A 21,150-nucleotide genomic window follows, 5' to 3' on the forward strand; every position below is an offset into this window, starting at 1 on the left:
TGAATGAGCGCCACCGACGATTATGACGAGATCGACGACAGTTCCGCCCCGTTGATCGAGCATCTGGCCGAGCTGCGCACGCGGCTCATCCATTCGGTCATCGCCTTCATCATCGGGATGGTGATCTGTTTTACCGTCTGGAACCCGATCTTCAACTTCCTGACCGAACCGCTCTGCTCGGCCATGGCGGAACGGGGGCAAGAGGATTGCGGGCTGATCCTGATCAAGCTGCAAGAGGGTTTCTTCGTCGCGATCTCGATCTCTCTCTTGGGCGGTCTGGTGCTGGGCTTCCCCTTCATCAGCTACCAGCTGTGGCGCTTTGTGGCGCCGGGGCTTTACAAGAACGAGAAGGGGGCCTTTCTGCCCTTCCTGATCTCTTCGCCAGTGATGTTCTTCCTTGGCGCGGCTTTCGCCTTCTACGTCGTCACGCCGCTGGCCTTCGACTTCTTCCTTGGCTTCCAGCAGGCCGGTACGTTGGTCGGTGGGCCGGATGGTGAGAACGGCATCGCCGCCATCGCCTTCCAAGGCTCGGCGCAGGAGTATCTGTCGCTCACGATCAAATTCATCGTGGCCTTTGGCCTGTGTTTCCAGCTCCCGGTTCTGCTGACGCTGATGGGCAAGGCGGGGCTGGTCAGTTCCGAAGGGCTGGCCAATGTGCGCAAATATGCGGTGGTGGCGATCCTCGTGCTGGCCGCGCTGGTCACGCCGCCGGATGTGATCACGCAGGTGATCCTTTTCGTGGTGGTTTACGGCCTTTACGAAATCTCGATCTTCCTCGTGCGCCGGGTCGAGACAAAGCGCAACGAAAAGCTGCGCGAAGAGGGCTACTTTGACGACGAAGACGAGGAAGACCTGCTGTGATCAATGATCCGATGGACCGTATCGCGGCGGCGCTGGAGCGTATGTCTCCCGCGCCGCTCGCCGCCCCGGACTTTGATGCGGCAACTGCCTTCGTCTGGCACACCGACCCCGACCGTCTGGTGCCGGTCCCTCAGGTCGCGCGGATCGACCTGCCGCTTCTGGTGGGCGTGGATCGGGCGCGGGATACGCTCTTGTCTAACACCCGCCAATTCGCGGCGGGGTTGCCTGCGAACAACGCGCTGCTCTGGGGTGCGCGGGGTATGGGGAAATCCAGCCTTGTCAAAGCGATACACGCGGATGTTCAAGCATCACATGAAGCATTGCGCATCGTTGAATTACAGCGCGAAGACCTGCCGTCGGTCGGGCGGCTTCTATCCCTCCTGCGCGGCGCCTCGCAGCGGTTCATCCTGTTTTGCGACGACCTCAGCTTTGGCCATGACGACGCGCATTACAAATCGCTGAAGGCCGTGTTGGATGGGGGCATCGAAGGGCGGCCCGAGAATGTCGTGCTCTATGCCACATCGAACCGCCGCCACCTGATGCCGCGCGACATGATCGAGAACGAGCGCGGCAGCGCGATCAATCCTTCCGAAGCGGTCGAGGAAAAGGTTTCTCTCTCTGACCGGTTCGGGCTCTGGCTGGGGTTCCACCCCTGCGATCAGGACCAATATCTGGCGATGATCCGCGGCTATTGCGATGCCTTCGGCGTAGAGATCGACGACGACACATTGCGCGCGGAGGCTGTCGAATGGCAGGCCACACGCGGCGCCCGCTCGGGCCGGGTGGCTTGGCAGTATTTCGTGGATTTGGCGGGCAGGAAAGGCGTTCCCGTTTCGGGCGGTTGAGTGCCGGACGGTATTGGCGAAAGGGCCCGCATATTCTGCGGGTCCTTTGTCGTTTGGTTACTGAATATAGGGCGTCGGATCGACGCTCTCAAAGCCTTTGCGCACCTCGAAATGCACATGCGATTCCGATCCGCCGCGCAGTTTGGCGATCTGCTGGCCACGGCTTACGCTATCGCCCTTGGCGACATTCACGCCGTCGACATTCGCATAGACCGTGAGCAGGTTGTTGGCATGGCGCACCACGACAATCGGGATGCCCTCAGCGCTTTTGGTGATCGCGGCGACGGTGCCCGCCTCGGCGGCTTTCACCGGCCCGCCGGGGCTGCCCTTGATGTTGATGCCCTCGTTCTTGCCCTTGGAATAGGCGCGGATGATGGAGCCTTGGACCGGCGGTGTCATCTTGGTCGCCTTTGCCGGGGCGGTGGGCTTGCCCACATCGGCCACAGGCTCTTTCGGCTCGACCCTGGGCGGCAGGGGCTGTGCGGTCTCATCCTGCGGCAGCGGTTTGGCGGCAGAGGGCGGCGTCGGTGTGGGGGTGCCTGCGCCGGGCGCGCTGGTGACCGGCTGCACGGGGCGCGAGGCGGCGGCGCTCGACGTGGTATTGGTCGCCTGACGCGGGGGCGCCTGTTTCTCAACCGGGATCAGCAGGAATTGGCCCTCGCGGATCGCGAAATCGGGGCCGAGGCCGTTCCACTCGGCCAATGCCTTGACCGGCACGTTGTAAAGGCGCGCCACGGTATAGGCGGTCTCGCCACGCTCGACCCGGTGGCGCACAGGCTCTTTCGCCTGCGGTGCCGCGGGCTGCGGCGCAGGCGTGCTGGTGGTGCCTGCGGGCGGCAGGCTTTGGGTCTGCACGCTGGGGGTCGCCGGGGCGCGGTCGATGGCGCTGCCGGCAAGGGTGGTGATGTCCACGGCGCCATTGGTGCCCGGCGCAGGCTCAGAGACGCGGCGGGGCAGGGCGATGATCTCACCCTGGCGGAGGGGGACGCCCTGATCGATCCCGTTGTAGCGGGCCAATTCGCCGCTGTCGGCGCCCACACGTGCGGCCACGTCTTTCAGCGTATCGCCCCGGCGGGCGACGACGACTTGGTAATTGGGATAAGAGATTACGCCCCGTGCGTCGGGCTTGGGCCGGTCTGCCAAAGGCCCGCGCGCGGCTTCGGCGGTGGAGAACCCATCGCCAAAGGTGCTGCGCATGTCGTAATCCAAGGGCTGATTTTCGCAACCTGCCAGCAGTATCGCACTGGTCCCGGCCATTAGGGTCAGCCGCATGGGGCGGCGCAAGCGTGTTTGGCGCATCTGCAAGTCCTCATCTTCGCCCCCAGACGGTATGGGGCGTTGTCCGTGTCTCTGTAACCTATTAGCCGTCCTTGCCCAAGCCTTCCAGCAGGGGGACAAAGCGCACGGCACGCAATTCGTCGTATTCCAGCCCATCAGCGGTCTTTCGCACGCGGATGAGGTGTTGGACCGTGTCGGATTGGCCGACGGGCAGTACCATGATGCCGCCTTCCTTTAGCTGCGCGAGCAGGGGGCCGGGCGGGTCTTCGGCGGCGGCGGTCACGATGATCCGGTCAAAGGGGGCCTGTTCGGCAAGGCCAAAGCTGCCATCGGCGGTGATCGCGGTGATATTGGTCAAATCCATCGCCTCGAAGACACCGCGCGCCTCTTGCACCAGACGGCGGTGCCGGTCGATCGTATAGACCCGCCGGGCAAGCTTGCTGAGGATCGCGGCCTGATAGCCCGAGCCGGTCCCGATTTCGAGCACCTTATCGCGCGACGACACCTGCAAGGCTTGGCTCATGAGCCCCACGACAGAGGGTTGGCTGATGGTCTGGCCGCAGGCGATGGGCAGGGGCATGTCCTCATAGGCGCGGCTGGCAAAGAGGCCGCGGATGAAGGGGCCGCGGTCGATCGCTTCCATCGCTGTCAGCACGCGCGCATCGGTCACGCCCTTGGAGCGCAGCGCGTAGAGGAACTGCATTTTGCGTTCCGCTTCAGAGATGGGGGGCTCATTCATCCGTTGATGCCCGCCAGCGTTTCGAGGGCCGCGTGATCCGTCAGGTCGCAGCGCATCGGGGTGACCGAGACATAGCCATCAAGGTTGACGCAGGCATCGCTGCCCGGTGCCGTTTGCACACGCTGATCGCCGCCCTTGATCCACAAAAAGCGGCGGCCCGAGGGCGACAGATGTGCTTCGGTCGAAAACCCGGTGCCGGGGCGGCGGCCCTGTGGGGCCAGCCGGATGCCGCGCACATCAGCGCCCGCCACTGGCGGGAAGTTCACGTTGTAGAAAAGCCCATAGGCCGCGTCTTCTTTGGGGCTGTGATCTAAAATGCGGCGGCAGGTCTCGGCGCCGTGCTGGGCGGCGGCCTCAAAAGGATCGGCCAGATCGCGGTTGGCGGGGCCGTAGTATTGCGACAGGGCGATGGCCGGAAGCCCTTGCAACGCCGCTTCGATCGCGCCGCCAAGCGTGCCGGAATAGAGCGCGTTTTCAGCCGCGTTATTGCCCCGGTTCACGCCGGAGAGCACCAGATCGGGGGGTGCGGCGGTCATCGTGTCATGGATCGCGGCAAGGACGCAATCGGCGGGGGAGCCTTCGGTGGCGAAGACGCGTTCGTCCAATTGCGTGATCATCATCGGCTTGGTGTAGCTGATGCAATGGCCGACGCCGGATTGCTCAAACGCCGGTGCCACGGTCCAGACCTCGCCCGTAGGCCCGGCCAGTTCCTCGGCAATGGCGCGCAGCACGGCCAGACCGGGCGCGTTGATGCCGTCATCGTTTGTAATCAAAATACGCATGAATGGCCCCTTTTTGCCTTGATAGGCGAGGGGCGGACCGGCGGCAAGCGCAGCGCGCCGGTGCCGCGCGGTTCAGGAGGCGGAGTTTTCCGACAGTTGCGCCAATACCGCAGCGGCCTGCGTGGCGGTGTCGCTCAGCGCCGCGCGGTCTTCGCCGGGGAAGAAGCGCGCGCGGGTGGCGGTGGGCATCGGCTCGGGCGTGAGGATATGGACCCGGGGGCCGATCTGCGCGGTCTCGACCTGCCAAGAGGTCGCCAGCGCGATCTGCGCAGCCTTGGTGGCCCCGTAGCTGCCGAAGAATTTCGTCCCCGCACGCGGATCGTCAAAGAAGACCGCTGTGCCATTCGCCCCCAAGAGCGGTGAGACGAAGGTGATCAGACGCGCGGTGGCGGTGACGTTTCCGGCGATGGATTTCTCCATATCCTTGGCGTCGATGTGATCGGTCGGCGTCAGCGGGGCCGCGTGGACGGCGCAGTGCAGCCAAAGGTCGAGCCCGCCCCAACGGTCATGGATGCCCCGGCACAGCACGGCCATGGCATCGGCGTTGGTGATGTCCATCGGCGCCAAGGTGGCGCTGCCGCCCTTGGCTTGGATACGGTCGTCCAACTCTTCGAGCGCGCCGGTCGTGCGACCGACCGCGATGATGTGATGGGTTGGGGCCAAGGCTTCTGCCAATGCGGCCCCAAGGCCGCGCGATGCGCCGGTGATCAATGCTGTCTTGCTCATGCGCGGGATGTGCACTGCCCCGCGCGGCAGGTCAAGAGGCGCGCGCGGCGCCTCCCTCAAGGTTTCAGCCCTGCGGCAGGCGCAGCACTTGATTGCCGCGGCGGCTGGAGAGCACCAACGTCCCTTGCCCGATGGCGGAGACGACGCCGCCGGCGACCTGATCGCCCACTTCGACGCGGGAGATTTTGCCGCCACCTTCGCGGATCAGCGCGCCGGGCGTGCTGTCGCTGCCGAAGATGCCGATTAGCGCCGTGCTGGACAAGTCGGCCTTCTGAGTTGCCAGATCGGAGACTTTCTTTGGGGTCGGGGTCCCATTGCTCGCCATTGATATGCCTTTCGCCTGTGGTTGCGTTTCGCGCGGCAGTCCCCCGCGCTCGCAAGGCGTCAGCTAAGCCCTGCCGCAGTGCAGCGGAAGGGGGCGTTTTCGGGATGCGCAGGGTTCTGCCAAAGCGTCGGCAAAGCTGCGCCGACACCTTGGTTGTAACGCTGCGACCTTTCGTAAGGCTTAATTCGGCTTAGCCGACGAAAGCCTTTTCGACGACGAAATGCTGAGGGTCGGAATTGGCACCCTCGGTGAGGCCAAAGCCTTCGAGAATCTCCATAATATCCTTGTTGAACCCAAGGCTGCCGCAGACCATGGCGCGGTCATGGGCGGCATTGATCTGGGGCACGCCCAGATCTTCGAACACCGTGCCATCCTGCAAAAGATTGGTGATCCGGCCCATCTTGGGGCTCTCTTCGCGGGTGGTGGTCGGGTAATAGCGAATCTTGGCAAGGTTTTCCGGGCCGATGAGTTCCTGCATCAGCTCGTCAGCCTTCAGCCCTTCGATCAACTGGCGGCCATACTCAAGCTCTGCCACGTCGCGGCAGGTGTGGGTGACGATGACCTCGTCGAATTTCTCATAGGTCTCAGGCTCGCGCAGCAGGCTTGCGAAGGGGGCAAAGCCGGTGCCGGTGGCGAACATCCACAGCCGGTCGCCGGGCAGCAGCGCGTCATGGACCAGCGTGCCCACGGGTTTGGGCCGCAGGATGATCTGATCGCCGGGCTGGATGTGCTGCAGCTTGGAGGTCAGCGGGCCGTCTTGCACTTTGATCGAGTAGAACTCCAACTCATCGTCCCAGGCGGGCGAGGCGATGGAATAGGCGCGCAAGAGCGGTTTTTGCTTGCCGGTTTCGGGATGCGGGTCGCCCATCAGGCCAATCATCACGAACTCGCCCGAGCGGAACCGCAGCGAAGCGGGCCGGGTCACCCGGAACGAGAAAAGCTGATCGGTCCAGTGCGTAACCGAGGTCACGGTCTGGGCGTCGGGCAATGTCGGGACGGGCTTGGCGGCGGTTTGGTTCACTGTGCTCTGCTCGGTCATCATGGTTTCCGCAAATCGGGTTGCGGCCTCTACTTATGGCAAGGAAGGGGGGAGGGCAATGAAGCGGCCTATTTGGCCGCGGTCGCCGGTCCGGATGCGGCACCGCGCAGGCGGGACTGATAGTCATGGGCCTGCCAATCGGCGCGGGCCAGCCATTGGTCCTCAGGCTGGCGGGCGGCCAGATCATCGTCGATCTCGACCTCATCGAAACCGGCGCGGCGGGCCATGGCATATTGATCGGCCAGCACATGCCCGTGGGCGCGCAGGCGGCCCTTGTAGCCGCGCAGGCGCAGGACGCGGGCGATGGTAAAGCCGCGCCCATCCGCGAAAGAGGGGAAATCGACACGGATCATCTCAAGCGCCGGGGTCAGCGTGAGGGCATGGGCATCGGCGTCAGAGGCCAGATCGACGGCGCGGCAATCGTTCGCGGCGCTATCCTCGCAATAGCCTTGGGTCCAGTCGTCGGCGGTGAAGCCTGTGTCGGTGACGAGTACGCTCATGATTTGTCTCCTGTTCGGACCACTTTGCCGTTCACAAAATGGATGCCGCATTCTTCTTTGTTCTGATCGCGCCAGCGCCCGGCGCGCGGGTCTTCGCCCGGGGCCACGGGCGAGGTGCAGGGCGCGCAGCCGATCGATGGGTAGCCCTTGGCCACCAGCGGATGCCGGGGCAGGCGGTTTTCGGTGATGTAGTCGGCCACATCGGAATTGGCCCAATAGGCCAGCGGGTTCACTTTGATCCGGGGTGCTGCACCGTCTTCGGGGATCTCGGTCTCGAAAAACTCCAAGGCCGCGCGGCTGCCCGATTGAAAGCGTTTGCGCCCGGTGATCCAGCCGTCATAGCCCGCAAGTGCGCTCTGGAGGGGCCGGGTCTTGCGCAGGGCGCAGCAGGCGTCGGTGTCATATTGGTGCAGCGTGCCATCGGGGTCCTGTGCTGCGATCTCTGCGCTGCGCAGGGTGGTGACATTGCGCAGGCCGAGGCGCTCGCTCAGCTCCTGCTGGTAGACGAGGGTTTCGGCAAAGAGCATCTCGGTGTCGATAAAGAGCACCGGGATGTCCCGCGAGACCATGGAGGCGAGGTGCAACAGCGCCACCGATTCCGCGCCGAAGCTGGAGACGAGGGTAAGGTTCTCAATCTCCGCATCGGCGCGGCGGATCACATCCGTCGCCCCGTGGTGGCGCAACTCGGCGTTGAGCCGTGTCACCTTTTCCTCGACCGCGCGCAGCCCCTCGGGAGGCGGCGCATCGGTATTTGAGAAAGGATGAAGTTCAGGGGTGTCAAGCGGCATTGGCCCGATCCTTCTCTGCCGCGTCGGGGTAGAGCACGGCTTTGAATGGCGCGAGGCCGAGGCGGCGGTAGGCTTGCAGGAAGGTCTCGCCGGGATCGTTGCGCAGGTCGAGATAGCCCAGAACGAGGCGTTCGATGGCGGGGATGATCTCCTCGGCCGAGAAGCCGGGGCCGGTGCGGGTGCCGAGGCTTGCGTCCTCGGTGCCGTCACCGCCGAGCGTGATCTGGTAGTTCTCCACGCCTGCGCGGTCGAGGCCGAGGATGCCGATATGGCCCACGTGGTGGTGGCCGCAGGCGTTGATGCAGCCGGAGATTTTGATCTTGAGCGGGCCCACGTCATGTTCGAGCTTCAGCTCGTCGAAACGGGTGGCGATTTCCTGCGCGATGGGGATGGAACGCGCGGTGGCCAGCGCGCAGTAATCCATGCCGGGGCAGGCGATGATGTCGGAGATCAGCCCGATGTTGGCGGTGGCGAGTTTCGCCTCTTTCAGCGCGGCGTGCAGTTCGGGCAGGTCGCTGCGGTGCACATGGGGCAGGATCACGTTCTGCTCATGACTGATGCGCAGCTCGTCATGGCCGAAGCGGCGGGCGAGGTCGGCCATCACGCGCATTTGGTCTGCGGTCGCGTCGCCGGGCGTGGCGCCATGGGCCTTGAGGCTGATCGAGACGATGGCGTAGCCGGGCGCGCGGTGCGCGGCGAGGTTGGTATCGGCCCAGGCGCGGAAGACCGGATCGTTGGCATAGGCGGACTCGTAGGCCCCGAGGGAGGCTGTTTTGAACGCGGGTGCTGCGAAATCGGCTTCGATACGCGACAGCATTTGCTGGTCGATGCCGGTGAACTGGTCGCGGATCAGCGCATATTGCGCGTCGACCCGGGCGCGGATGTCTTCGATGCCGTTCTCGTGGACGGTGATCTTGATGCGCGCCTTGTACTTATTGTCGCGGCGGCCGAGCACGTTGTAGACGCTGACGATGGCTTCGAGCGTGGGCAGCAGGTCTTCATATTTCACGAAATCATAGAGCACCTTGCCGATCATCGGGGTGCGGCCAAGGCCGCCACCGACGATGACCTCGAAACCCTGCTCGCCATCGCGTTCGACGATGCGCAGGCCGATGTCATGGGCCTTGATCACCGCACGGTCGGCGGCGGCGCCGGTGACGGCGACCTTGAACTTGCGCGGCAGGAACTGGAACTCGGGGTGGTCGGTGGACCATTGGCGGATCAACTCGGCCACCGGGCGGGGGTCGGCGACCTCATCGGCGGCGGCCCCGGCGAAATGGTCCGCCGTCACGTTGCGGATGGTGTTGCCGGAGGTTTGGATCGCATGCAGCTTCACCTCGGCCAGCGCGTCGAGCATATCGGGCACATCGCGCAATTCGGGCCAGTTGTACTGAATGTTCTGGCGCGTGGTGAAATGGCCGTAGCCCTTGTCCCACCGCTCGGCGATATAGGCGAGTTGGTCCATCTGGGCGCTGTTCAGCGTGCCATAGGGGATCGCCACCCGCAGCATATAGGCGTGCAGTTGCAGGTAGAGGCCGTTCATCAGGCGCAGGGGTTTGAACTCATCCTCGGTGAGCGAGCCGTCGATGCGGCGCTCGACTTGGGCGCGGAACTGGGCGTTGCGCTCGGCGAGGAATTTGTCGTCGAATTCGGTGTAGCTGTACATCAGACGGTCTCCTGTTTGCCGTGGGCGTAGTTCGAGGGGCCGGTGGCGCGGAACTCTTCGCGGAAATGGGTGGGGCGGGGGCCGCCCGCTTCGGGGGCCACATCGGCGAGGTAGACGCCGACGACCAAATCCTGTTGGCTCAGCGCGTCGATCAGGCGCAGGTCGGCGTCGGCCTCATCGGTGAGGACTTCGGCCTCACTGAGCTTGCGGGTCCAGCCGGTGGCGGTTTGATAGACGACATCGCCTTCGAGCAGCGCATTGGCGGTGATGACCTTGGGGGTGAAGGGTTTGGGCATGTCAGGCCAGCTCCTCTAGCGGGGTTTCGGTGGCAACTTGGACGGCGGCGCGCGGGGCGAGGCCGTAGAAGGTGAGCGCGGGGCCGGTCATTTCGGCATCGGCCAGATCGCGCGGCAGATCGTTCAGCGTGGTCGACAGCACCCGCTGATCGGCGCGCGAGGCGTTTTCGATCACGGTGACGGGTGTGGCGCGGTCGGCGCCGTGCATCAGCAGGCGGCCTTGGACGAAACGGGCGGATTTCTTGCCCATATAGATCGCGGCGACTTCATTCGGGCGCGCGAGGGCGGCCCAGTCGTGATCGGCGAAACCTTTCATGTCGTGCCCGGTGAGGAAGCGGACCGAGGCATTGCGGCCCCGTTTGGTCAGGCTCTGCCCGATGCCCGCCACGGCGGCGGAGGCGGCGGTGATGCCGGGCACGATGTGCCAGCCGATGCCATGGGCGTCGACCGCGTCGATCTCTTCGTCGAGCCGGCCAAAGACCGTGGCATCGCCGGATTTCAACCGCACCACCTGTGCGCCGCTTTGCGCGTGTTCGACCAGCAGGGCGTTGATGTGCTCTTGGGCCGTGGAGGGGCCGAAACCTTCTTTGCCGACGTCGATCATCAGCGCCTCGCGGCGGGCGAGTTCGAGGATCTCGGGGCTGATCAGCCGGTCGTAGATCACCACATCGGCCTCATCCAGCGCGCGGCGGGCCTTGAGCGTCAGCAGTTCCGGGTCGCCCGGGCCACCGCCGACAAATGCCACATGGCCTGCGCGGGCTTTGCGGGTGAGGTGGGTGTGCAGCAGGGTTTTCAGCGCCGGGCGCACAGTATCCTTGCCCTCAGCCATGGCGCGGGGGCCGGTGGCGAAATAATACTCCCGCCAGAAATCACGGCGCGCGCGGCCCATGGGCAGGGCATCGGCCAGCTTGCGAAAGCCTTTGCCGATGCGCGCCAGCGGGCCGAGGGTGACGGGCAGACGCTCTTCCAGATCGGCCTTGATGGCACGGGCCAGCACCGGGGCGGCGCCTTCGGTGCCGATGGCCACGGTCACCGGATCGCGGTCGACGATGGCGGGGGTGATGAATTCGCTGTCGTGCAGGTTGTCGACGATGTTGACCAGTACGCCAGCCGCATGGGCCAGCGCGGCATTCTCGGCATCCAGCGCGTCATCCTCATCCGCTGCATAGAACAACCGCGCGCCGGGCAGATCGGTGGCGGTGAGGGGGCGGCGGTGCAGGGTGAGCTTGCCTGCCGCTTGCCAATCTACGATCTCTGCCGCCGGGTCGGGGGCGAAGACATGCAGCGCCGCTTTGGTTTTCATCAGCAGACGCAGCTTGGCCAGAGCGGCTTCGCCGCCGCCGGAGAGGAGGATCTTTTGCCCGCGGGTGGCGAGGAAGATGGGAAAGTGATCCATGATGCGCCCTGTATTCTGTTTGACGTGACCTCTTATATAGGAAATATTCCCGATAATTGGCTATATGCTGGCGCAGATAAGAACATGCGTTCGCTTTGGCCGCAGGTTGAGTATGAACGTCCTGCCGGGACGAGAGAGAAGAGAATGACTGTCCGAATTGATGAGACCGACCGGAAGATTTTGGCGCAGCTGCAACGGGATGCGAGCCAATCGCTAGACGATATTGCCCGTGAAGTAGGGTCTTCAAAGACGCCGGTGTGGAATCGGATACGCAAGCTGCGCGAAGCCGGGGTCATCGGTCAGCAGACCGTGGTGCTGGATTCCGAAGCGCTCGGGTTCGAGGCCTGTTTCTTTGTCCTGATCCGCACGTCAGAGCATGAGGCGGCCTGGCAGGCGGCGTTTTTGCAGGCGTTGAAAGACCGGCCCGAGGTGCAAGAGGCGCACCGTCTGGCGGGGGATATCGACTATATCCTGAAGGTGCGGGTCAAGAACGCGCGGGCCTATGATGTCTTTTATCAGGCGCTGATTTCAGAGGTGAAAGTGCATAACGTCACAGCGCTTTTGTCGATGGAAGAGATCAAATCGACGACGATGCTGCCGCTGTAAGAGGAGGGCGGCGGGAGCCTCCGCCGCCCCGCATTGGCTTAGGACTGGGCGAGGGCCGTCACGATAGGCGCGAAATCCTCGGCCTTGAGGCTGGCCCCGCCGACCAACGCGCCATCGACGTTTTCGACGGCGAAGATTTCGACCGCATTCGCGGCTTTTACCGAACCGCCGTAGAGCAGGGGAAGCGCATTGCCGATCTCCGCGCCGAAACGGTCGATCAGGCGGGCGCGAATGAAGTCATGCACCTCTTTGATCTGCGCAATGCTGGGGACTTTGCCGGTGCCGATGGCCCAAATCGGCTCATAAGCGATAACGGTGTTCCCGGCCTCCACAGCATTGGGGAGGGAGCCGTCGAGCTGCGCGCCGATAATGTCGAGGGTCTGGCCCGCGTCCCGCTCAGCCTCGCTTTCGCCGATGCAGATGATGGCGGTGAGACCGGCACCCCATGCGGCAACAGCCTTGGCTTGCACATCGGCATCGGTCTCGCGGTGGGCATCGCGGCGCTCGGAATGGCCGAGGATCACATGGCTCGCCCCGCTGTCGGCAACCATCGCGGCAGAGATATCGCCGGTGTAGGCGCCCGCTTCTTCGGCATGGCAATCCTGTGCACCGATCTGGATCGGGCTGCCATGGGTGGCGTCGGTGGCGCGAAAGAGGAGGGTGCTGGGCGGGCAGATCACGACCTGCGGCGGGTTTTCGGGCAGGCCGGTGGCAAGGTTGTGAAGCTCTGTCAGCGCGGCGGCGGTGCCGTTCATTTTCCAGTTGCCGGCGGCGATTTTGGGGCGCATCGGTTCCGTCCTGATCTGTTACTGTTGCCAGATCAGTTCGCAGGCCCGTGGCCTTTCGTCAAGGCCGGGGCAGATCGGCGCGCTCACTTCGCGCCGAGGCTTTCGTCGAATTTAATGGATTCGCCGCAGCCGCAGGCTTCGGTCACATTGGGATTGCGGAATTTGAAACCGGACTCGAGCAGTGTTGTTTCATAGTCGATTTCCGTGCCGAAGAGGAACATCTGCGCCATGGGCGCGATCATCACCCGCGCGCCGTCTTGTTCGACCACCTCATCATTGGGGTCGGTCGCTTCGACGTATTCCATGGTGTATTCCATCCCCGCACAGCCGCCTTTCTTGACGCCAATGCGCAGCCCGGCGTGGCCCGCCGATTGCATCAGCTTCGCAATCTGGCCAGCGGCTTTGGGGGTCATGGTAACGGCTTGCTTGCCGGGAATGCCAAACATCACAAATCTCCTATGCCGCCAAGATAGGGGTGCGGCGCGGCGATCTCAAGCCGTCAGAAGGAATTCATTGCGGCCTTGGTGGCGAAGGCGGCGATGAGCGCCCAGCCGAATGAGGCCAGCGTCCCGATAATCACGTATTCGCTTATCTTTTGGTTCTTTTTCACGGTGTCAAAGCGCAGAACCGACTTTGCCGCGATGAGAAAACCGATACCCGCAGGCTCGCCGATCATGACCATTAGAAAGATCAACGCGCGTTCCAGCAGGCCGATCATCCGGCCCGCATTCTCCAGCCCATCCGGTTGGGCTTGAGCTTTGTGTGGCAGCATCAGGCCGCCCACCGCCGGACCGCCCGCAAGGGTCGCGGTGATCAGCCCGGCAAGGAACAGCGCAGGCGGGATGAGCGTACCGCTGTGGTCGGCCCAGATGCCGCTGGCAAAGGCATCGGGCGCATAGAGGACAAGGGCCACGATGCTGATGAGGTGGGCAAGTTGATCGGTAAGGTAGGGCCAAAGCCGGTCGCGCTGGTGCTCCGGCACGGCGTAGGTCTTGAGCGCATCAATCGCGGTATGGGCAAGCGCGAGGAGGGCGGCAGGGATCAAACTGCCGCCGAGGGCCAATGCGGTCAGGGCAAAGACGATAGCGCCGTGGAGCAGCAGCACCTGCGGCTTGCGCTTGGCGGCGACCATCGCATTGGTTTGAAAAACGAAATCGGCCAGAAGGTGAGCGATTAGGCAAGCGAGAGCGGTGGCGATGGCCTGTTCGGTCATGGAAATTCCGGTAGTTGGTGATGGCGTCCATTTGAAAAGCCATGGCGAGCCGGGACAAGTGTTTTCTTACAGTGCCTAACAGTCTAATTTGGCTGTAACTCGGTAAAACAGGCTTAAAAAGCTGTTTTGCGCGCCTCGAGAACCTCGCAGACCTCCCGCAACTCATCGATCCCCGCCGCCTCCACATGGCCCTGCACGCTCTGCTGCGTCAGGTCAAACTGCCGCGCAAGCTCTGCTTGGACGGGCGGGTCGGGGGCCAGCATGTAATAGGCGACATCGGCTTGGCGCTTGGTCCAGCCGCCCGCGATCCGGTCGGCGAGGGGCAGGGCCGTGCGCAGGGCGAGGGGGGCGTCGGGCGCGTGCATGCGTCGCGCGCGGGCATGTTGTCGAGCGCGTGGCCGGAGCTGACCAGTGCCGCTCCGTCCGCGCGGGATAGGTCGTTACCTGCGAAATGCGCGGGGCCGATACCGATGCCAAAGCGGGTGTCAGCGGTCTTGCCGCAGCGGCGCACGGTGGCGCGTAGGACGAGGGCTGCGCGGAAGGTGAAAGTGGGCGCCACGGCCATCTGCCAGCCATCTCCACGAAAACGGGTCATCCGGGCGGGCTGGCCTTGCCAAGCAGTCAGCGCCTCGGAGGCATCATCAAGGCGCGCGAAGATGGCATCCAACTCCGCCCGGCTCATCGCGGAGGATTTCACGATATCGCCGGTAAAAATTGCCCAAGTTTCCATGGCTTGCCCCTTGTTTCCCGCAATGTCGCAGGAAGGCGAAATCCATGCAAGCCCGGCCACGGGAAAGGGCCGCCCGAGAGGGGCGGCCCTACTGGCGATCTAACGGCTAGGACCGATCAGAGGCCCATGCAGTTCGCATAATAGGTTACGGTCGCAGGCCAGTCTGAGAAGACACCGGCCACGCCGACATCTTGAGCTAGCACATCCAGCGCCACCAGATAGTCGCTGTCGTCTTTCACGATGTCATTGACCGACTGGAAGTACCAACCGCCACCGGAGGCGAGCGGGCCGGAACGCTCCAGCGTCCATGCAATCAGGGTCAGCCCCGCTTCTTTCGCGGCCATGGCGTATTCGGATGCGGCAATGGCGCCGTCCTTGTTGGTCAGCATCATGTTGAGCGAGGGGGCGAGGTAGTTCACGCCCTTGGCTTTCAGATCAGCGAAATCTTCGGCCCAAGTCTCGGGTTTTTGCTCATCAAAACCGTCGGACCATTGCACCAGATAGACAGCCTGCTTGCCGAATTCGGGTGTGTTATCAACCCAGTAAAGCACGTCTTCGAGGTTGAAGGACTGCGGCCAAACGTCGGAGGCGGGGATGCCTGCGGCGACATATTCATCCACCAGCTTCTGCGCGTAGTCTTCCTGAGAAAAACCCTCATGCGGCATCTCGACGGAGGGGGATTTCAGCTCTGGCGTGAACTTGGCGCCCAGAGATTTGAACAGTTCAATCGATTCCGCATGGGTCATCAGATCGGCCTTATCGCTGTAAAGCTCGGTGCGCCAATTCGCGACGCCGCCCTGATAGTCTTCGGCGGTGGTGGCGGTCTTGTCGGCGCTGTCCATCTTGGGCGTCAGGGTGCGGAACTCGGCCAAGGTGATGTCGGAGGTGCGGCATTCGGCGCTGGCGGGCGTGTCACCTGACGCGGCGGTGAAGCCGGTGGTGCATTTCTCGGCCAGATCGGAGACGAGGATGTTCGTCGTTGTGTGCAGGTCGTTCTGCGCGTGGCGGCAGACCAGCTCATGATCGGCGGTAAAGGTCACGTCGCATTCCAAGATGCCCGCGCCCATACGCGCGGCGGCGACGTTGGATTGCACGGTATGCTCAGGAAACATCAGCGGCGCGCCACGGTGGCCGATGGAGAAATCGGTCTTGGTGGCGTCTTGCCCCATGCAGGAGGCCAGCTTGTCCTTCAATGCGCCCTCGGGCAGCTTGTCCACCAGATAGGCCGGGCGGGGGCCGTATTCGACCGGGGTCGCGGCAGCATCGGCCTGGGCCAGCGCCATGCCGGGCGCGAGGGCCAGAGCGGCGAGAGAAACAAGTGTTCGCATAATGTTATCCGTTCGTGAATGAAGTTCTGGGGCTTCTATGGGTGCCCGATGTAACGGTTTCACGACCGGATCATGTCAGTCAAATGAACAATGCTTGGCCGTCCCGCTCGGCGGGATGCGGCCAAAAGAAAACGCCGCCGATGTCCAGCATCGACGGCGTCTGTTCTTCGCTTGTAAAGCTGTCGCTTACATGAAGCCCAGTTCAAGGCGGGCTTCGTCCGACATCATATCCATGCCCAAGGCGGCTCCCAAACCAGTGCCACATTGACTTGCTTGACCCCGGCAATCGGCTCAACCGCATCGGCAACCCAGCCGGGCATCTCACCGGCCACGGGGCAGCCGGGCGCGGTCAGCGACATCTTGATGTCGACTTCATTCTCGTCGTTGATGTCGATGGTGTAGATCAGCCCCAGTTCATAGATATTCACCGGGATCTCAGGGTCATAGACCGTGCGACAAGCCTCAACGACATGCTCGTAAAGCGGGTGATCGGTGGAGGAGGGCGCAATCAGCGGTGTCCCTTCGAGCGGTTGGGTCTGTTCGGTCATCTCTTGCCTCGCATCATTCTCGACGTTTTATATAGGGATTGCGGGCAGGGGCGTAAAGTGGCCCCGAGCCGGGCGGGGCCGCTGCCGCCCCCGTTATCCGCCTTTGCGACGCCGCGCGGGCTGTGGCTTCACCCGGGCTTCGATCTCATCATAGACCTTGCCGACGATGTCTTTCTTGGTGGCATTCTCGATCCCCTCGAACCCGGGGGAGGAGTTGACCTCAAGCACCTTTGGCCCGCTTTCAGATCGCAGCAGATCGACCCCGGCGATGCCGAGGCCAAAGGCACGGGCGGCGCGCACGGCGGTATCGCGTTCCTCTTTCGAGATGCGCACGACCTTGGCCGAGCCGCCCCGGTGCAGGTTTGAACGGAAGTCCCCCTCGGCGCCCGTGCGTTTCATGGAGGCTACGACCTTGCCCGCCACCACGAGGCAGCGGATGTCTTCACCGGCGGCCTCCTTGACGAAGTCCTGCACGAGGAAGTTGGCGCGCAGGCCACGAAAGGCGTCGATCACACTTTCGGCGGCCTTCTTAGTTTCCGCCAGCACGACACCCTTGCCTTGGGTCGACTCCAGCAGCTTCACGATCAGCGGCGCGGTGCCCACCAGCGCCATCAGGTTGGAGGTGTCTTTCGGTGATGCGGCAAAGGCCGTGGTCGGCATGCCGATCTTTTTAGCGGCCAAGACCTGATGCGCGTGCAGCTTGTCGCGGCTCGCGGTGATCCCGGCAGAGCCGTTGACGCAATAGGTGCCGATCGTCTCGAACTGGCGGATCACGGCGGTGCCATAGGGGGTGATCGACGCGCCGATGCGCGGGATCACCGCGTCGTAGCGCGGCAGGCGCTTGCCGTCGTAATGCACCTCGGGGGCGAGTTGGTTGATCGCCATATAGCAACGCGTGGTGTCGATCACCTCAACCACATGGCCGCGCGCTTCGCCCACCTCGACCAGCCGGCGGGTGGAATAGTTGTCTTCCCGGCTCAGTACAGCGATGCGCAGGGCACGCTGCGGCGCTTTGTGGCGCAGGCTGGCGGTGTGGTAGACGTCGTAATTCAGGTCAGGTTGCAAACGCCGTTCAGTGGCCGAGATGTTGATATGTTCGGTCAGCGCCTGACGGCCCAGCAGCATGCGGCTGGTCATGGTGCCCCGGTTGGTCAGGGTGACGTCGATGGGCCAGCTTTGGCCGCCGACCTCAAGCGTGGTGGCAATGACGAAACGTTGCTCGGATTCGCCGTTGGAAGAGGTCACCTCGCGCCGGTCGATGATCGGGGCGGAACAAGTGATCGAGATATCTTCACGCCCGGCGATGGGATGCACGTTGAACCGCACCTTGGGCTTGGAGGCGGGGCCGAAGACTTCGATGTCATGGGCATGCAGCGCCGAGGTGCGCGCGCCGGTGTCGACTTTTGCTTTGATCGCGGGCAGGCCAAGATCGGGCAGGGCAACCCATTCTTCCCAACCGAATGTGAGTTTTTCCATTGCCTGCTCCTTGGGTCATTGGTCTGCCTGCCTAACCTGCGGCAGGGGCTGCATCAAGCGGCGCGATGTCAGGGGGTGCCCATATCCGCAGGGGCGGGGGGCAACATGCGGACGTCGTCTTCTTTCTCCATCCGCGCGGCGGCGGCAAGAAGTTCCTCACGCACGCGGCATTCGATATCCCAAAAGGTGGCGGCATTGTCGGTGGGCAACTCGAAGCGCACCTTGATGCCAAAGGCATCTTGGTCGAGCACATGCACCTTGGCCTTGTCCATCGGTTTGACATCATCGGGGTCTTCGCGGGCCAAGAGGTCAAAAAACACACGGCGCAGGGCTGCCACATCAGCGTTTTGCGACAGGGTCAGAATGATGGGGCGCACCATGGCGTGATCCTCGATCGACCAGTTTTCAAAGGCGTCGGAGACGAAATAGCTGACCGGCACGATCAGCCGGGTGCCGTTCCAGTTGAGCAATTGAACGTAAGTAAAGTGAATTTGCTCAACGGTGCAGAAATGCCCTTCGAAGATCAGCTGATCCCCGATCCGTGCAGAACGGTTCAGCGCGATCTGGATGGAGGCGAGGATATTGCCCAGAACCTCACGCGCGGCGAAACCCAAGACGATGGTCACCGCACCGGCAGAAGCCAGCAGCGACAGACCCAGCGTATTGTCCGCATTGCTGGAGACGAGGATCACCCCTGAGGCCACCAGCACGGCGATCACGATCACCCCTTTACGCGCCGCCGCGATTGTCGTGGCGATAGAGCGCATATGGGCGTTCATCGGATCGGCAAGCTCATAGGCGTTGTTGGGGCTGATCCGGTCAAAGATCTCGTCAAAGGTAAAGACAATGGCGAGGGCGGCGGCGGTAACATAGGCGATCAGCAAAATCGGGCTCAGCACCGCGTCGATAAAGCCCGAGACAACCAAGACCCTGCTGGTGGCCGTGCCAATGATTGCCGCGCAAAGCACGATGGCGGCGGGCCAGCGGAAAGAGCGCAACACAAAGCGCATCCAGCGGCGTTTGGCGGCCTGCCCGAGGCGGCGCATGATGCTAAAGGCGAACCAACCGGCTGTCAGGGCGACGACGACCAGCAGGGGCAGGAACAGCACCTCCCACAGGTACATGCCCCAAAAGGCGCGGATGCGCAGCCAGTCGGGCAGCATCGTCTCAAGGTCTGTCGGGCCATACTGCGCGTGCAGATGCGGAATATTGTCGATGCTCTGGCGCGAGAAGACCCAGACCGGTTCGGCATCCTCACCGGGTTTGATCCGGTTGAGCCGCAGCGGCACGTCATGGCCGCCCAGTTCCAGACGGTCGATCAAGAGCGAGCGGCGCACGCGCCCGGTGTCATTGTCCTCGGCCGAGCCTGAGAGCCAGCCGTCGGGCCGGTCTGCCAACCTGCGCCATGGCACGACGACCTTGCGCTCCATCAGGACGGAAAGTTGGAAGGCACGCTCGGCCCCGGTAACCGCCTGATCCCCTTGCGGCAGGTCCGACAGGTCAAGGATATGGGCCGCGTCCGAATAGTGCCCATTGTCGGTGAGGTAGATGAAGCTTTCCAACGCCGCCATCGGTGTGCCGCGGTCCAGCGTCTCAGGCGGGGGCGGCAGGCCGGGGTTCAGCTCGGTCGTTTGAAACCATTTCCCCTGCGCCTGCCCGGTGGCGGCTCCCGTCAGCAGCGCAATCGCCAGCAGGAAGGCCCCCAGAAAACGAGGAAACACGGTCGCGAAAGCGCGTGAGAGTAAGGCAAGCCGCTGCATGGATAGCGCAATGTAGCGGGGGTTCGGGCAATTCAAGGCTACGCGGCGCTTTGAACCGCTATTTGCGGGCTTTTGGGCTGCGTTGAGGTTGCGCGTAGCGAGCCGCGCATAGTTGGATTGCTGGCTTCAAAGCGGTCGCAGGAATGCCTTGGGGGTGATCAAGCGGCGACGACCAAGCCCTAAGCCCGTTATCCTTTGAACGATATCATTCTCGTGCAATCTCGGCTATTTCAGCTTTATTGCATGTTTCCCGCCACTGGTTTATCGCGCCAGTCGCAGGCAGAGAGGGCAGCGTATGACCAGCACCGGATTCACCAAACACGCGCAGGACGGCAAGGCACGCAGCGGCGTGATCCAAACCCGCGCGGCGAGATCCGCACGCCCGCTTTTATGCCCGTGGGCACAGCGGCGACGGTCAAGGCGATGATGCCCGAAAGCGTGGCCTCCACCGGCGCGGACATTCTGCTGGGCAATACCTACCACCTGATGCTGCGCCCCACGGCAGAGCGTGTGGCCGCCTTGGGCGGGCTGCATAAGTTCATGAACTGGGACAAGCCGATCCTGACCGACAGTGGCGGTTTTCAGGTGATGAGCCTTGCAGGCCTGCGCAAGCTGACCGAACGCGGCGTGACTTTCAAAAGCCACATTGACGGCTCCAAACATGAGATCACGCCGGAGCGCTCGATGGAGATTCAGGAGCTTCTGGGCTCGGACATCGTCATGTGTTTCGACGAATGCCCGGCGCTGCCCGCCGACCGGGACCGCATCGCCGAAAGCATGCGCTTGTCGATGCGTTGGGCCAAGCGTAGCCGGGAGGCATTTGGCGACCGCCCCGGCCACATGCTGTTCGGCATCCAGCAAGGCGGGTTGGAGGAAGACTTCCGCCAAGAAAGCGCCGAGGCGCTGCGCGAGATCGGCTTTGACGGCTATGCCGTCGGCGGTCTGGCCGTGGGGGAGGGGCAGCAGGCGATGTTCTCCACCTTGGACTTCTCGACCGACATGCTGCCCGAGGACAAGCCGCGCTACCTGATGGGCGTGGGCAAGCCCGACGATATCGTCGGTGCCGTGGCGCGGGGCATCGACATGATGGACTGTGTGCTGCCCTCACGCTCTGGCCGCACGGGGCAGGTCTTTACCCGGATGGGCGTGCTCAACATCAAGAACGCGCGGCATCAGGATGATCCGCGCCCGCTGGATGAGAATTGCAGCTGCCCAGCCTGCCGCAACTATTCGCGCGCCTATCTGCATCATGTCTTCCGCAGCCAAGAGATCATCTCGTCCATGCTGCTGACGTGGCACAACCTGCAATACTACCAAGACATTATGGCCGGCATGCGCACGGCCATCGCGGCGGGGCGGTTCACCCAGTGGCAGGCCGATTTCCACGCAGGCCGCGAACAGGGCGACATCGACCCGCTCTGAGGGGCGAGCGCTTCGGCCTCACGGGAATTTGTGCGGAT

21 protein-coding genes and 2 pseudogenes are annotated in these 21,150 nt (G+C 63.4%); 4 read left to right on the forward strand and 19 right to left on the reverse strand.

Translation table 11 applies throughout. The features are described 5' to 3' along the window. Nucleotides 1-3: 3 nt before the first annotated feature. Together tatC and CUR85_RS13435 are read left to right on the forward strand one after the other, a co-directional pair. Nucleotides 4-861 carry a twin-arginine translocase subunit TatC gene (gene tatC, locus CUR85_RS13430; protein WP_067267932.1) on the forward strand — a complete coding sequence of 286 codons (858 nt, stop codon included), beginning with the start codon at nt 4-6 and terminating at the stop codon, nt 859-861. After that, nucleotides 858-1,706: an ATP-binding protein gene (locus CUR85_RS13435; protein WP_136720166.1), complete on the forward strand. Its 849-nt coding sequence runs from the start codon at nt 858-860 to the stop codon at nt 1,704-1,706. The genes tatC and CUR85_RS13435 overlap by 4 nt, the downstream gene beginning before the upstream one ends. Nucleotides 1,707-1,763: 57 nt before the next feature. Here CUR85_RS13435 and CUR85_RS13440 read toward each other — a convergent pair whose 3' ends face one another. The 11 genes from CUR85_RS13440 to cysG form a co-directional block, all read right to left on the reverse strand. Next, nucleotides 1,764-3,005 (reverse strand): M23 family metallopeptidase, encoded by a 1,242-nt coding sequence (locus CUR85_RS13440; RefSeq protein ID WP_067267931.1) that lies wholly within the window; start codon nt 3,003-3,005, stop codon nt 1,764-1,766. Nucleotides 3,006-3,066: 61 nt separating this feature from the next. After that, nucleotides 3,067-3,723 (reverse strand): protein-L-isoaspartate(D-aspartate) O-methyltransferase, encoded by a 657-nt coding sequence (locus CUR85_RS13445; protein ID WP_067267929.1) that lies wholly within the window; start codon nt 3,721-3,723, stop codon nt 3,067-3,069. Next, a complete protein-coding gene (gene surE / locus CUR85_RS13450; protein WP_067267927.1) occupies nt 3,720-4,505 on the reverse strand; it encodes a 5'/3'-nucleotidase SurE in 786 nt (261 codons plus the stop codon). The genes CUR85_RS13445 and surE overlap by 4 nt, the downstream gene beginning before the upstream one ends. Nucleotides 4,506-4,577: 72 nt before the next feature. Beyond that, nucleotides 4,578-5,231: an SDR family NAD(P)-dependent oxidoreductase gene (locus CUR85_RS13455; protein ID WP_067267938.1), complete on the reverse strand. Its 654-nt coding sequence runs from the start codon at nt 5,229-5,231 to the stop codon at nt 4,578-4,580. 64 nt (nt 5,232-5,295) lie between these two features. Beyond that, entirely contained in the window at nt 5,296-5,556 is a 261-nt protein-coding gene (locus CUR85_RS13460; protein ID WP_067267925.1) for a pilus assembly protein PilZ, read from the reverse strand. A 190-nt stretch (nt 5,557-5,746) separates the two neighbouring features. Next, nucleotides 5,747-6,595, reverse strand: a complete 849-nt coding sequence (locus tag CUR85_RS13465; protein ID WP_067267937.1) for a ferredoxin--NADP reductase — start codon at nt 6,593-6,595, stop codon at nt 5,747-5,749. Nucleotides 6,596-6,663: 68 nt separating this feature from the next. Next, nucleotides 6,664-7,095 (reverse strand): DUF934 domain-containing protein, encoded by a 432-nt coding sequence (locus tag CUR85_RS13470; protein ID WP_067267924.1) that lies wholly within the window; start codon nt 7,093-7,095, stop codon nt 6,664-6,666. Then, the gene (locus CUR85_RS13475; RefSeq protein ID WP_067267922.1) at nt 7,092-7,883 is read right to left on the reverse strand and encodes a phosphoadenylyl-sulfate reductase; all 792 of its coding nucleotides are present in this window, start codon (nt 7,881-7,883) and stop codon (nt 7,092-7,094) included. Before CUR85_RS13475 ends, CUR85_RS13470 begins: the two co-directional genes overlap by 4 nt. Beyond that, nucleotides 7,873-9,549: a nitrite/sulfite reductase gene (locus tag CUR85_RS13480; RefSeq protein WP_067267920.1), complete on the reverse strand. Its 1,677-nt coding sequence runs from the start codon at nt 9,547-9,549 to the stop codon at nt 7,873-7,875. Before CUR85_RS13480 ends, CUR85_RS13475 begins: the two co-directional genes overlap by 11 nt. Continuing rightward, nucleotides 9,549-9,845, reverse strand: coding sequence for a DUF2849 domain-containing protein (locus tag CUR85_RS13485; RefSeq protein ID WP_136720162.1), 297 nt, complete (start codon nt 9,843-9,845; stop codon nt 9,549-9,551). The genes CUR85_RS13480 and CUR85_RS13485 overlap by 1 nt, the downstream gene beginning before the upstream one ends. Nucleotide 9,846: 1 nt before the next feature. Further along, on the reverse strand, nt 9,847-11,241 hold the full coding sequence (gene cysG, locus CUR85_RS13490; RefSeq protein ID WP_067265009.1) for a siroheme synthase CysG: 1,395 nt from the start codon (nt 11,239-11,241) through the stop codon (nt 9,847-9,849). A 144-nt stretch (nt 11,242-11,385) separates the two neighbouring features. Between cysG and CUR85_RS13495 the strand changes: the two genes are divergently transcribed. Beyond that, nucleotides 11,386-11,847: an Lrp/AsnC family transcriptional regulator gene (locus tag CUR85_RS13495; protein WP_067265010.1), complete on the forward strand. Its 462-nt coding sequence runs from the start codon at nt 11,386-11,388 to the stop codon at nt 11,845-11,847. A gap of 38 nt (nt 11,848-11,885) precedes the next feature. Here the strand turns inward: CUR85_RS13495 and tpiA are convergent, their stop codons facing one another. The 8 genes and pseudogenes from tpiA to CUR85_RS20305 form a co-directional block, all read right to left on the reverse strand. Further along, on the reverse strand, nt 11,886-12,635 hold the full coding sequence (gene tpiA / locus CUR85_RS13500; protein WP_067265012.1) for a triose-phosphate isomerase: 750 nt from the start codon (nt 12,633-12,635) through the stop codon (nt 11,886-11,888). An 83-nt stretch (nt 12,636-12,718) separates the two neighbouring features. Further along, nucleotides 12,719-13,081: a HesB/IscA family protein gene (locus CUR85_RS13505; RefSeq protein WP_067265014.1), complete on the reverse strand. Its 363-nt coding sequence runs from the start codon at nt 13,079-13,081 to the stop codon at nt 12,719-12,721. A gap of 53 nt (nt 13,082-13,134) precedes the next feature. Then, nucleotides 13,135-13,848: a DUF3307 domain-containing protein gene (locus CUR85_RS13510; RefSeq protein WP_067265016.1), complete on the reverse strand. Its 714-nt coding sequence runs from the start codon at nt 13,846-13,848 to the stop codon at nt 13,135-13,137. A gap of 113 nt (nt 13,849-13,961) precedes the next feature. Beyond that, nucleotides 13,962-14,213 (reverse strand): KEOPS complex subunit Pcc1, encoded by a 252-nt coding sequence (locus CUR85_RS13515; protein WP_280322690.1) that lies wholly within the window; start codon nt 14,211-14,213, stop codon nt 13,962-13,964. 481 nt (nt 14,214-14,694) lie between these two features. After that, entirely contained in the window at nt 14,695-15,906 is a 1,212-nt protein-coding gene (locus CUR85_RS13520; RefSeq protein WP_197470913.1) for a glycerophosphodiester phosphodiesterase family protein, read from the reverse strand. A gap of 186 nt (nt 15,907-16,092) precedes the next feature. Then, nucleotides 16,093-16,454, reverse strand: a pseudogene (locus CUR85_RS13525) (SUF system Fe-S cluster assembly protein). A gap of 93 nt (nt 16,455-16,547) precedes the next feature. Further along, on the reverse strand, nt 16,548-17,930 hold the full coding sequence (rimK, locus tag CUR85_RS13530) for a 30S ribosomal protein S6--L-glutamate ligase (protein WP_067265023.1): 1,383 nt from the start codon (nt 17,928-17,930) through the stop codon (nt 16,548-16,550). Between the two features lie 68 nt (nt 17,931-17,998). Continuing rightward, a complete protein-coding gene (locus tag CUR85_RS20305; RefSeq protein WP_169306046.1) occupies nt 17,999-19,651 on the reverse strand; it encodes a mechanosensitive ion channel family protein in 1,653 nt (550 codons plus the stop codon). A 334-nt stretch (nt 19,652-19,985) separates the two neighbouring features. Here CUR85_RS20305 and tgt point away from each other — a divergent pair. Then, a pseudogene (gene tgt / locus CUR85_RS13540) lies at nt 19,986-21,112 on the forward strand (tRNA guanosine(34) transglycosylase Tgt). Nucleotides 21,113-21,150: the final 38 nt, after the last annotated feature.

Origin of the sequence: Sulfitobacter faviae (assembly GCF_029870955.1) — a bacterium.
GTDB classification, from domain to species: Bacteria; Pseudomonadota; Alphaproteobacteria; order Rhodobacterales; family Rhodobacteraceae; genus Sulfitobacter; species Sulfitobacter faviae.